At 30.7% G+C, this 12,846-nt stretch carries 13 protein-coding genes; 6 read left to right on the plus strand and 7 right to left on the minus strand.

Going from position 1 to position 12,846, the window contains the following annotated elements; genetic code table 11:
- Positions 1 to 78: 78 nt before the first annotated feature.
- Together sdaAA and sdaAB are read right to left on the minus strand one after the other, a co-directional pair.
- The gene (sdaAA, locus tag B5S50_RS05980; protein ID WP_065077827.1) at positions 79 to 951 is read right to left on the minus strand and encodes an L-serine ammonia-lyase, iron-sulfur-dependent, subunit alpha; all 873 of its coding nucleotides are present in this window, start codon (positions 949 to 951) and stop codon (positions 79 to 81) included.
- Positions 952 to 954: 3 nt separating this feature from the next.
- Positions 955 to 1,638 (minus strand): L-serine ammonia-lyase, iron-sulfur-dependent subunit beta, encoded by a 684-nt coding sequence (gene sdaAB / locus B5S50_RS05985; protein WP_217303353.1) that lies wholly within the window; start codon positions 1,636 to 1,638, stop codon positions 955 to 957.
- Positions 1,639 to 1,814: 176 nt separating this feature from the next.
- Between sdaAB and aspD the strand changes: the two genes are divergently transcribed.
- Positions 1,815 to 3,446: an aspartate 4-decarboxylase gene (gene aspD, locus B5S50_RS05990; RefSeq protein WP_217303354.1), complete on the plus strand. Its 1,632-nt coding sequence runs from the start codon at positions 1,815 to 1,817 to the stop codon at positions 3,444 to 3,446.
- A 272-nt stretch (positions 3,447 to 3,718) separates the two neighbouring features.
- The gene (locus tag B5S50_RS05995) at positions 3,719 to 5,026 is read left to right on the plus strand and encodes an aminotransferase class V-fold PLP-dependent enzyme (protein ID WP_065077824.1); all 1,308 of its coding nucleotides are present in this window, start codon (positions 3,719 to 3,721) and stop codon (positions 5,024 to 5,026) included.
- Between the two features lie 75 nt (positions 5,027 to 5,101).
- Here the strand turns inward: B5S50_RS05995 and B5S50_RS06000 are convergent, their stop codons facing one another.
- Together B5S50_RS06000 and B5S50_RS06005 are read right to left on the minus strand one after the other, a co-directional pair.
- Complete coding sequence (locus tag B5S50_RS06000) at positions 5,102 to 5,533, minus strand: hypothetical protein (protein ID WP_065077823.1); 432 nt, start codon at positions 5,531 to 5,533, stop codon at positions 5,102 to 5,104.
- A 22-nt stretch (positions 5,534 to 5,555) separates the two neighbouring features.
- Positions 5,556 to 6,428 carry a LysR family transcriptional regulator gene (locus B5S50_RS06005; protein WP_065077822.1) on the minus strand — a complete coding sequence of 291 codons (873 nt, stop codon included), beginning with the start codon at positions 6,426 to 6,428 and terminating at the stop codon, positions 5,556 to 5,558.
- A gap of 131 nt (positions 6,429 to 6,559) precedes the next feature.
- Here B5S50_RS06005 and B5S50_RS06010 point away from each other — a divergent pair, with 131 nt between their 5' ends.
- From B5S50_RS06010 to B5S50_RS06020, 3 genes are all read left to right on the plus strand, one after another.
- Entirely contained in the window at positions 6,560 to 7,396 is an 837-nt protein-coding gene (locus tag B5S50_RS06010; RefSeq protein WP_065077821.1) for a sulfite exporter TauE/SafE family protein, read from the plus strand.
- Between the two features lie 3 nt (positions 7,397 to 7,399).
- Entirely contained in the window at positions 7,400 to 7,795 is a 396-nt protein-coding gene (locus tag B5S50_RS06015) for a DUF1634 domain-containing protein (RefSeq protein WP_217303355.1), read from the plus strand.
- 314 nt (positions 7,796 to 8,109) lie between these two features.
- Positions 8,110 to 10,266: a YhgE/Pip domain-containing protein gene (locus B5S50_RS06020; protein ID WP_217303356.1), complete on the plus strand. Its 2,157-nt coding sequence runs from the start codon at positions 8,110 to 8,112 to the stop codon at positions 10,264 to 10,266.
- Positions 10,267 to 10,313: 47 nt separating this feature from the next.
- Here B5S50_RS06020 and B5S50_RS06025 read toward each other — a convergent pair whose 3' ends face one another.
- From B5S50_RS06025 to B5S50_RS06035, 3 genes are read right to left on the minus strand one after another with little or no spacing between them, the layout of a single operon-like run.
- Positions 10,314 to 11,108, minus strand: a complete 795-nt coding sequence (locus B5S50_RS06025; protein ID WP_065077818.1) for a Cof-type HAD-IIB family hydrolase — start codon at positions 11,106 to 11,108, stop codon at positions 10,314 to 10,316.
- 23 nt (positions 11,109 to 11,131) lie between these two features.
- Positions 11,132 to 11,494: a GerW family sporulation protein gene (locus B5S50_RS06030; RefSeq protein ID WP_063554087.1), complete on the minus strand. Its 363-nt coding sequence runs from the start codon at positions 11,492 to 11,494 to the stop codon at positions 11,132 to 11,134.
- Positions 11,495 to 11,510: 16 nt separating this feature from the next.
- Positions 11,511 to 12,113, minus strand: a complete 603-nt coding sequence (locus B5S50_RS06035; protein ID WP_217303357.1) for a DUF2953 domain-containing protein — start codon at positions 12,111 to 12,113, stop codon at positions 11,511 to 11,513.
- Between the two features lie 147 nt (positions 12,114 to 12,260).
- Between B5S50_RS06035 and B5S50_RS06040 the strand changes: the two genes are divergently transcribed.
- Positions 12,261 to 12,836: a hypothetical protein gene (locus B5S50_RS06040; protein WP_065077816.1), complete on the plus strand. Its 576-nt coding sequence runs from the start codon at positions 12,261 to 12,263 to the stop codon at positions 12,834 to 12,836.
- The last annotated feature ends 10 nt before the right edge of the window (positions 12,837 to 12,846 follow it).

Genomic DNA, 12,846 nt, shown 5'->3' on the forward strand with positions numbered 1-12,846 from the left:
TTTTACCACCTCTGAATAAAAGGTGGTTTTTTATACCTTTGAAAAAAAGGGATATACAAGTATTTGTATATCCCTTTTTTAATTTCCAAGTACCTGCTTTTTTAACTTAAGTCCAGTTTCTGTAACTGCAAGTCCTCCAAGTGCTGTCTCCCTAAGTGCACAGGGAAGTTGTTTACCAACCCTATACATTGCCGAAACAGTATCATCAAAAGGTATTCTACTGTATACACCTGCCATAACCATATCTGCTGTAGTTAGTGCGCTTACAGTTCCTGAAACATTTCTCTTGGCACAAGGTACTTCTACAAGACCTGCTACAGGATCGCAAACTAATCCTAATACATTTTTTATCACTATAGCACTGGCATTTAAAGCTTGCTCTGGAGTACCGCCCATCATCTCAACTACTCCTCCTGCTGCCATAGCAGCTGCAGAACCACACTCTGCCTGACAGCCACCTTCAGCTCCTGACATAGTGGCGTTTTTAGCTATTATCATTCCAATTCCAGTTGCTGTGAAGAGCGCTTGAATCAATTCATCCTCGCTCTTGTTTAGCTTTTCTCCTGCACTTATTATTGCCGCAGGTATTATTCCACAGGAACCTGCTGTAGGTGCAGCCACTATCTTTCCCATAGCAGCATTAACTTCCGAACATGAAAGCGCCCTTGCCATGGCTTTTATCATAAAATCTCCAGTTAAACTTTTTCCTTCCCTACAATAATTATTTAATATGTAAGCATCCCCACCTATAAGTCCGCTTATAGATTTTACTTTATTTTGCAATCCATATTCTGCAGAATTTTGCATTACTTTAAGATTCTTTCTCATCTTCCCCAAAATTTCTTTCCTGCTGGAATCTCCCCTTTTAATTTCTTCCTCAACTGTATATTCCCATATTTTCATACTTTTTTCTCTACATATTTTTATAAGTTCATATCCGGTATTAGCCATCTATCATTCCTCCTCTGTTATAGGATTTATAGCTCTTATCTTTTTTATATTTGAAATTTCATTTATTTCATTTACAACATCCTCGGAAATTAAATCGTCCACTTCAAACACCATAGTTGCTCCAGAACCTCTAGTACTTTTTCTATATACTCTCATAAAAGCTATGTTTATTTTATGTTTATAAAGTATATCAGATACCTTTGCAACCATGCCTGGTACATCCATATGATTTATCAATATAGTAGGGTAATTTCCTGTAAATTCTATTTTGTCTCCATCTACTTCACTTATTATTACATTTCCTCCACCTATAGATGAGCCTACCATTTCACAAGTTTCCCCATTATCCTTTTCTATAATAAATTTGACTGTATTAGGATGAACGTCTCCTAAATCTATTTCTTTAAATTCAATTTTAATTCCCTCTTTCCTTGCCAAAATAATAGATTCTTTTAGATTTTCATCCCAGGGATCCATTCCCAGTATTCCAGCAACTAAAGCCTTGTCTGTACCATGTCCTTTATAAGTTTTAGCAAAAGATCCATGAAGCAGAAATTGTACCTTTAAAATTTTGCCTCCTGCTATAGTCCTTGCAATTTTACCCAGCCTTGCTGCCCCAGCTGTATGAGAGCTGGAGGGTCCTATCATTATGGGTCCTAGAATATCAAAAGCACTATATTCTCGCATATTAAGCACATCCTTTCATTTTAGCAGCTTTTATTATATTATGGTCATTCAAGAACTAGTATATAATTAAACTAAAAAAATTGCACTAGGCTGGTACTTTTTATGTGCATATTTTTGTTTATATTTGCAGAATATAAATTTTATAATATATAAAATTTTTGGAGGAAGTACATAAAATGTATGCAGATAAAAATATTCAACTACTAGAACTAGAGCGCATTTATGGTAAAATAAGTCCTTTTGAATTAAAAAATAAACTAATTAATCTTGCTAACGGTCAAAAGGTAAAAAGTGCACATGCTCTTTTAGATGCAGGAAGAGGAAATCCTAACTGGATAGCCACTTCTCCCCGAGAAGCCTTTTTTGCTTTTGGACAATTTGCATTAGAAGAATCACGGCGAATATGGAATGAAAAAAACTTAGGCGGAATGCCTGAAAAACAAAATATACATATACGCTTTTATAACTATATTAAAACTCACAAAACTTGTCCAGGCATAGATATGTTAAAAAAATTTATAGACTATGGTATAAATTCTCAAGGATTCAATGCAGAAGATTGGATTTATGAACTAACAGATGGAATTATAGGTGATAACTACCCAGACCCAAGCAGAATATTAACTCATGTAGAAAAAATAGTAACTCAGTATTTAATCAAGGAAATATATCACTTACAAGAGTTTGATTCTAAGTTTAAATTATTTGCTGTAGAAGGTGCTACTGCTGCCATATGTTATATATTTGATTCATTAATTGCTAATGAACTTCTAAAAAAAGGTGATAAAGTAGCAATTATGACTCCTATTTTTACTCCCTATTTAGAAATTCCAATCATTCCAAGATATAATTTTAATTTAGTTAAGATAATGGCCTCTGAAGATCCCGAAGAAGGAAGTAGTCCATGGCAATATCCAAAATCAGAACTAAAAAGATTAGGTGACAAAACTATCAAAGCTTTATTTTTAGTAAATCCAAGCAATCCACCTTCAGAAGCCATGGAACCTGAATTCATTAAGTATCTTATAGAAACTATTAAAGATTCCAATCCAAATTTAATGATTATATCAGATGACGTATATGGTAGTTTTCCAGACAACTTTAATTCTATAGTATCAGCTCTCCCCTACAATTGTATAGGAGTTTATTCATTTTCAAAGTATTTTGGTGTAACAGGTTGGAGGCTTGGAACTATAGCCATTCATGAAAATAATGTATTTGATAAGCTTTTAAAAGAGCTGCCAGAAGATAAAAAAAGTACTATAAAAAAACGTTATGAATCCATTTCAACCGATCCAACGGAAATTAATTTTATAGATAGGATCGCAGCAGACAGCCGTCAGGTAGCACTTCACCATACTGCAGGCTTGTCAACGCCCCAGCAGGTTCAAATGGCCTTTTTTGCAATATTCTCACTGCTAGATACTAAAAACGAATACAAAAATCTGATAAAGAGCATATGTAAAAGGCGAAAAAAGTTGCTATTTAAAAGTCTTGAAATAAATATACCAAAAGATCCTTATGACGCAAGTTACTATGCAGAATTTGACCTATTAAAATGGGCAAATACTCATTATGGAAAATCCTTTGGAGATTATTTAGACATGAGCTATAAACCAATAGATATACTCTTTAAATTAGCCGAAAAATCTTCTATTGTATTATTAGGTGGATCTGGCTTCTATGCCTCTAAGTGGTCTGTGAGAATTTCACTTGCAAATTTAAATGACAGTGCCTATTCTAAAATAGGAAATGTACTCCATAACATTTTACAAGAATATAAAGATACTTGGGAAAACAGCAAATAAGGATAATATCAAGTGATTCTTAGGTTCAGGTGAAGTTTGCTTATAAGGAATACCTTTTCTCCATCTGAACCTTAGAAGAACTTACCCAGGTGCGTAGCAGTGCTTATCCCCCACTTTGAAGAAGATGGGGGTGTTAGCAATGGTAGCAATCGGATAAATATAGTCTATGCTTAAATTCTACGTTTATTTTATTCATAAACTTTTCAGCTATTTGGTACATTTAAAATCATACTACATATTATATATAAGTACCTTATAGGAGTGATTTTAATATGTCCTATGATAAAATAAATCATAATTACAGAGAATTAATAACCGGTGTAGATACAAAAATACCTTTAAAAAATGGGAAGATGGTAACTGCTATAAATTTTGACAATGCAGCTACTACACCTCCTTTTAATTATGTTATGGAAAAAGTAATTAGTTTTTCACCCTATTATTCTTCTATTCATCGGGGAACCGGTTTTAAATCTAAATTATCCTCTGAAATCTATGAAACATCGCGACAACTTATATGCAACTTTGTTCACTGTGATTCCGAAAAAAATACAGTAATCTATGTAAAAAACACTACTGAGGCTATTAATAAATTATCTTATATTTTTAATTATCTATATAAAGATGCTGTTATATTAGCTACTAGAATGGAACATCATTCTAATGATTTGCCCTGGAGGAACAAATTTAAAGTAGATTATTTAGAGGTGGATGAAAGCGGTAAACTAATTCTTTCAGATTTAAAACGTAAATTAAAAAAACATGATGGCAAAGTTAAGTTAGTTTGTGTAACTGGTGCTTCTAATGTAACGGGATACAAAAATCCTATATATAAAATTGCAAAAATTGCCCACAATTATGGATCAGAAATTCTAGTAGATGGTGCCCAACTTGTACCTCATTATCCTATATACATGAAGCAGCATTATGAAGACGAATCTATTGACTATTTAGCCTTCTCAGCACACAAAATGTATGCACCCTTTGGCATAGGCGTATTGATAGGCCCCAAGGAGACTTTCTGTAGTGTATCACCTGAATATAGTGGAGGAGGTGCTATAAAACTAGTTACAGATAACAGCGTAATATGGAATGATCCACCTGAAAAAAATGAAGCTGGTACTCCAAACGTACTTGGTGTAGTCGCCCTAACTGCTTCTATTGAAATGTTAAACAAATTGGGAATAAACAATATAGACAAAAGTGAAATGAAAATATATAACTACGCTTTAAGCAAAATCATTAGTCTTCCAAACATCACTTTATACTGTGACCCAAATCCAAATTGCGATAAAGTTGCAATACTTCCTTTTAACATAAAAGGACTTTATCATGGTATTACAGCAAAACTTCTTTCAGATTTATCTGGTATTTCAGTCAGAAGTGGCTGCTTTTGTGCTCAACCCTACGTACAAAGGCTTCTTAAGCTTTCTCGTAAAGATATAACCTATTTAAAACACAATTATAATGATATTTCTCACCCTGGTCTCGTTCGATTGAGCTTTGGTTTATACAATACTTATAGTGAAGTAGATATTTTAATTGACACCTTAAAGGAAATAATTAAAAACAAAGCTTAAATAAAAATGTTATATAGTAAAGATAAACAAATTAAACTTTAGGTATTCTATCCTAAAGTTTAATTGTTCTATTTACTATTTGTTTAAAAGTCCTGCTGACAATACAAATACCATGAGTATAGGAAAACAATCACATATGATCCAACCTAAAATTATAATTATAAGGCTTAATAGATTGTATTTAAAATACTTGTAGATAATTAAATTATATATAAAAAACAAATTAGTAACTATAAAGGCAATAATTATAGGGATTGGATTGGATACTCCATATACCACTAAAACATGAAGTACAAATATAAGTGTTAAAACGGTAGCCATAAAAAAAATTATTCTAAGCCCGTCCCTATTTTTAAATTTAAAAAATATACAAAATCCATCATACACACATAATGCCAAAGGTACGAGTGCAATTATTTGAAATTTATCTATGTAAAAATAAGCAGTGATTAAGACAGCAACAAAAAACAGTACCTTAACGTTAAAGTTAAAATTTTTTTCATTCATTAAAATCGTCTCCTAAAATATTCTACTTTTTCATAGAAAAAATGCGCAAAAAATTTCTAGCTACTGATGACATATATCTATTCTTCACACATATAGCAGCTATACTAGTTTCCAAATCAACTTCATCTATTTTTTTTCTTTTCAAATCTACATTTTTAACCACATCAATAGATGTTCTTGGAACAATGGCCATTCCGATACCTGATTCTGCCCATACAAGTGCTGTTCTTGCATCTTCAGTGTTACAAATTATATTAGGTACAAAACCTTCTTTATTGCAGCACTCAAATATCAACTTTTCAAATCTTCTGTATATAATCAAAGGTCTACCTTTCAAGTCCTTTAATTTCACACTTTCTCTATCTTCAAACAAATCACTCTCCTTGTTAAATACAACAGTCATAGGCTCTTTAGGCAGTGCAGTTATTTCAAGCCCTTCCGTATTAAAAGGGGTCCTTACAATACCAACTTCTATCAATCCACTGTTTAATATTTCTAATATTCTAAAGGTATTTCCTTCCCAGACATTAAAATTTACTTCTGGATATTCTTTATGAAAAATTTTTATTCTTTCTGGTAACAATGTAGCACCTGAAGAAGATACCGTTCCAATGGAAAGCGTTCCCTTTGCTCCTTCTTTAAAATCCTTTAGCTCCTTTGCAGTAAAGCTTACTAATTTAAGTATTTGTTCAGCTCTATTTGCAAGTATTTGTCCTGCACTTGTTAAATGTATCTTATGACTCCCCCTATCCATAAGTTTAACGCCTAATTCTTCTTCTAAAAGTTTTAAGTGATAACTTAAAGGTGGCTGCGCCATATTTAGTTTTTTAGCTGCACTAGTTATTTTACCTTCTTTAGCAATAGTCAGAAAATACTTAAGCTGCTTAATATCCATAAAAAGATATCACTCCTATTATATAATTTCTATATACTTTGAATACTAATTATGTATTTTAAATATATAAGTTTCCTTGCTATAATAATACTTGAAAACAAAAATTTATTCAACATAGGAGGAATGGCATTTTGTCAATATTAACATTAGAAATTCTCAGTGTATCCGTTATTGCAGGCATAGCAGGATCTATACTGGGTCTCGGAGGTGGAACAGTAATTACTCCAGCACTTACTCTTTTATTTGGAATAGATATAAAATACGCTATAGGTGCTAGCTTAATATCTGTTATTGCCACTTCAAGTGGAGCCGCTGCAGCTTATATAAAGGATAAAATAACAAACTTAAGAGTTGGTATGTTTCTTGAAATAGCAACAACTACAGGTGCTATAACCGGTGCTTTTCTTTCAGGAATCATAAATCCAAATTATCTTTACTTTCTATTTGGACTATTACTTCTATATTCCGCATTAGCTATGCTTAAAAAGACTAAAAGCGAATTGCCCCAGGATGTACAAACTCACCCTCTTGCAAAAAAACTTAAACTAAACAGTGAATACTACGACAAAATTGTAGATGAAAATATACACTATAACGTAGCCAATGTGCCGGGTGGTTTTGGAGTAATGTATGGTGCTGGTGTCATTTCTGGTCTTCTAGGAATTGGAAGCGGTAGTTTTAAGGTCATGGCTATGGATTTATTTATGAAATTACCTTTAAAAGTATCCAGTGCCACCAGCAATTTTATGATGGGCGTTACTGCTGCTGCCAGTGCAGGCGTTTACCTTTTAAGAGGCAACATAGATCCTAAAATTTCTGCTCCCGTTGCTCTAGGTGTACTAGCAGGGGCAACTATAGGCACTCGAATTATGCAAAATATGAAAAGCAAAACCATAAGAAAGATATTTATACCTTTTCTCATTTATATATCTGTAGAAATGGTCTTAAAGGGATTTGGGGGTAGATAACTAATGCAACAGCAAAATAATACTATTGAAAGAAATGAAAAGAATGAAAAAAGTGCAGAAGAACTAGAACTTATAATAAGTACGTTTTTAAGGATAGGTGTCATATTAAGTTCAATTGTAATATTAACAGGGCTTTTAATGTTTTTAATATCTGGCCACAGTGGCTATGCTGGAAATTATTATCCAACTAAACCTATTGAAATATTAAAAGGTTGTAAATATTTTAAGCCTTATGCAATCATGCTGTTCGGTCTTTTGATCTTAATGGCAATACCTGTACTAAGAGTAGCGGTATCCATATTAGTATTTTTTAAAGAAGGGGACTACCTATATGTAAAAATTACTTCCTTGGTACTTGTAATACTTTTATGCAGTATTCTCATGGGAAAAGTAGGCTAAATCTTTAAACATCATAGAGTTTCTAAACGAAAAATGAACGTATACTCCAAATATTTTTACAATCTTCAGCTCCTTAAATTTTTTTCTAAGACTTATATGCAAAGTACTAAAAAGAGCTTCATCATTGTAAAAATATTTCTACATATACGTTCATTTTTATGAATGATATTATATGAGATATTCTAATTGAAATTTTACCTTATACATAAAATATATACTATATATTATTTTTCATATCAGCACATAATAATCTTAGTTGAACTCACCATCACGGTTAATACTCATAGATGGAATTTAAACTAGGAGATAAACTTATGAAAAATATAATAAATATATACGTAACAGATATAATAAATATAATTACAAATTGGGTGGCCCTAGTAGTAGTAATAGCACTTATGATACTTCCTGCACTTTACGCCTGGTTTAATATAAAATCATTATGGAATCCTTATGAAAACACCAGTGGAATATCTGTAGCAATAGTAAATAAGGACAAAGGCGTAAAATTTAATGGCAGTAATGTAAATATAGGTAATAGCTTAGTAGAAAATTTAAAGAAAAATGAAAGCATGGGATGGAAATTTACAAATGAAAATGATGCAGCTAATGGAGTAAAATATGGCAGCTACTACGCTAGTATTACAGTACCTGAAGATTTTTCCCTTAAAATAAGTTCTCTTTTAAAATCAAATCCACAAAAAGCAGATTTGATTTATTCAGTTAATGAAAAATTAAACGCAGTGGCTCCAAAAATAACTGAAGCAGGAGTTACAAAAATACAGCAGCAGATAACTACAACCTTTGTACAAACAGTAGATGAATCAATATTTAGCGTATTTAATAGGCTAGGAATAGACCTTACAAACAGTAAACCTATACTACAAGAGTTTATAAGTATAATATTTGACATTGATAGTAAAATACCTGAAATAAATCAAAATATAGAAAATGTTTATAACCAAGCTTCTAATTTAAATGATTTTATCAGTAAAATTCAAAATGAACTTCCTCTAATTGAAAATACTATAAATACAGCTTTAAATGTGGTATCAAGTGGAGAAGTTTTTCTTGCAAAAGCAAGAGATTCAATGACTAATCTATCTCCTTTTATTAAATCTGAACTTACATCCATACGGGATCTTAACAAAACTCTAGAAGGGCTTATTTATGAGTCCATAACCTTCATAAATACAGATCCTAAATCAGCAAAAACAATATTGACAACTGTACGAGATCATTATACATCAAGCATTTCAAGAATTAACAATATAATAGACATTTTAAATTCTTTAAACAAACAAGATAATACGGTATTATCAAATTTTACATCAACACTAAACAATATAAAAAATATGATGCAAAGTCGTATTGAAAACATAAATTCACTAATAACTGCTATAGACAGCGGAGAACAAATTTCACTAGATGCTCTCGGCAATTTAAAACAAGGTGCTGCTTCCATCACAGTTTTTTTGGATAACATTATAAATAACTATGATACATCTTTAGCTCCTACCGTAGACAACATAATGAAATCTTCTATCCAGGTGGCAAATAATACTTTGAAAATACTAAAAGATGCTAAAGGTGACCTTCCAACAGCACAAAACATATTGAAAAATACATTTAGTGATACAAAAATAGCAGTAGAAGATATAGATAAGATTAAAAAAGTACTCCCTGGAGTGGAAAACACAATTCACAACATTGCTTCAAAACTGAGAAGTCTAGATGAGGATTCCAAATTGAATGAATTCATAAAAATACTTGGTTTAAACGCAAAAAAAGAAGGAGATTTCATAGCAAATCCTGTTAATATAAAAATGAATAAAATTTTTTCTATACCTAACTATGGTTCAGCTATGTCACCTTTCTTCACCACTTTATCACTATGGGTAGGAGACCTCATTCTTGTTTCAATGCTTTCTACGGAAGTTAAAAACACAAAAATTAAAAATATAAAGCTCAACCAAATTTTTCTTGGAAGATATCTTACTTTTGCAACTATATCAATTTTTCAAGCTTTAATAGTGACTCTAGGAGATTTATTTATATTGAAAACTTACGTAGCAAACAAATATGTGTTTGTACTTTTTGCAATATTTATAAGTATTATATTTACCATGATAATCTATACTCTTGTATCTGTACTTGGAAATGTAGGAAAAGCTCTTGTAATGATACTTCTGGTGCTGCAAATTTCAGCATCTGGTGGTACTTTTCCCATACAGGTAACTCCTAAATTTTTTCAAATAATAAATCCTCTTCTACCCTTCACCCATGCTGTAGCAGGCATGAGAGAAACTGTAGGTGGTATTATTTCTAGCTTATTACTAAAAGATGCTTTAATACTCCTTGTATATTTCTTTATATTTTTAATTACGGGACTTATATGGAAAAGTATATTTAAAAATTTGGTAGGAAAGTTTTCTGAAAGTTTTGGCAAAAGTGGTCTTTCAAATGAATAAATATAGGAACGTAGATAAGAATTTAGTACTTATCTACATTCCTATATTTAAACATTTAATATAAATTTCTCTAGAGCATAAGCTGCTCCATCTTCCACATTACTTTTAGTTATATAATCTGCCGCTTCTTTTGTAGCTTTAGATCCATTATCCATAGCTATACCAAGCCCTGCATATTTCAGCATAGGTATGTCGTTGTCCCAATCTCCAATAGCTATTATCTCTTCTCTTTTTATATTACAATACTCTGCAACCTTTTGTAACATCTTTCCCTTGTTAACTTTACTACTGAATATTTCAAGATATTGTGGTAATGAAAAATAAGCATTTATATTATACTTAAATTTATTTCGAACTTCATTTTCCACTTTTACAAGTTTTTCATGTTCGCCAAAAACTGTTATTTTATAAATTTTATTGTGTCTACAAAATTTAGTTAATTCTCCTACAGCCTTTGCTTCTCCTATATAGGGTTCAATAGATGAATAATTTTCAATTATTTTATCTACATAAACTTTCTCATCATCCCCAAACAATATAGGATATACATCCTTTCCTTCACAAATGTGCAAAACATCGTAAAGCATATCATCCTCCATATGCTGTCCCGAAATTAATTCCTTGTCTTTATATAAATTTACTCCATTTAAGCATATGGCAAAGTCACGTATATTCAATTCATTTTCAAAGTATTTTAATTTATTGAATCCTCTACCAGAAACCAAAACTAACTTTACTCCTAATTTTTTTATTTTCTGTATAGTATCTATAGTTTTCTTGTTTAAAGTATGTTTTTCATTTAATAGGGTTCCATCCATATCTGCTGCCACTAACTTGTACATGATTATCTCCTCTTAGGTGTTTTCTATATGTTTTCTTTTTTTTCATTTTTCTTTTTCAACTTACTAACTATATTAGGTACCAATTCCATAAGTTTACTAAGGTTATTCTTATCACCTATAGGCAGCATCTGAATTGTATCTCCTTTTATTACAAGTACTGCATTTGGAGTTATTTTCGCTCCTGCACCAATACCTGAACCTCCACCTTCCTGCTTATTTTTCGGATCTGTTCCCTCTCCACCACCAGTTCCACATCCAAAGGTAACTGTTATAAACGGTACAAGTGTTATATCCCCTACCTGTATTGGTTTACCTACAACAGTTTCTGTTTTAAAAAAGTTTTCCAATTTTGAAAATAAAACTTCTGTATTTTCTTTAATATCCATATAAATACCTCCATTTTTAATAGCTTATTTCTTTTTTTATACATGATATGTGAAATACTTTAAATAGTGTAATTGCAATCAATATTATTCTACATTTCCCACTAACTTCTAAATGCAGATTAAAAACTTCATTAAAAAAATCTGGGCATACTCTTATAGAATTTTTGGGGAAAAACGAATAAATTACATTAAAAACTCCACACAACATACCCGTCATACAAGGATCATCGAATCCATAATTACCTTCTATCTTAACATACTTAGGCTTGGTTATAGAAATAATCTTTATTATAGAATCTTTACACTCATAAAGTTTTTTAATACCCTGTATGATATGAGAGAATTTATAAGTTGATTCATCCTGTATCTTGTCTTTTTTAGAATTTATATTTAACTTTTTAGTAAAAAACAATATTCTTACAGATAAATGGCTATCACTATTACTCCCTTTTAATATTATAGAAATAATATTAAAAAATAAATCAATTTCAAAATTATATATTATATTATTTTCTTCAAAAGTAGACTTTCCCCTATATGTTACATTACTTATCAATAAAAAGATTAACAGAACTATAAGGGCTAAAATTATAATCCCTATTATTTTTAAAATAATCAAAATAAAAATTCCCCCCGGATTAACTCTAAATTATCCATTATTATCTACTATACATCTATAATATTTAAAAGTTTAACAAATTTATATATATTTTTATTATTTTTTTTGTTAAAATCTATATGTGACTTACATTAGGAGAGATTAATTATGCTTTTTTTCTTATATTTATCAGGGATTTTAGCCATGTTACTTGGTGTAACCTTATTCCAAAAACAAAGTAAAAAAATAAAAAATAGAAATTATAGTGATGAACTTATACTACGCTACTTTGCAAAAAAAATGATTGGAACTATAATGATAATGTGCTTAGTTGTAATAATCGTATCACTTCTACTTCCTCTTTTAATATGGACATTATCACCTAAAGAGGTAGGTGTCGTAGATAAAATTATAGAAACTGACACTTTATCTCCTATTTCTTCTTATAATAAAAATCAGTATATAAAAGAAGTAACCGATAAAGGTGTTAAATCATATATTGTAAATGTGGGGGAATCATCTAAAGAAGATCTCCAAAGTTTTGACAGTAAATCTACGGAAATAATAACTACTAATAAAGAAAGTGCCAAATGTGAAAAAGTAGCTGAATACACTATAAAAAAATTAAAAGGAAACTGGATAATACCTAAATCCGTAAATGATATTTATGCTAACATTTATATACAATATGATGAAGGAAAACTTATATCTAATAAAATAAAACTATTTGTACCTGACAAATAGAAATAATTTA

Origin of the sequence: Clostridium sp. 001 (assembly GCF_019056555.1) — a bacterium.
GTDB classification, from domain to species: Bacteria; Bacillota; Clostridia; order Clostridiales; family Clostridiaceae; genus Clostridium_B; species Clostridium_B ragsdalei.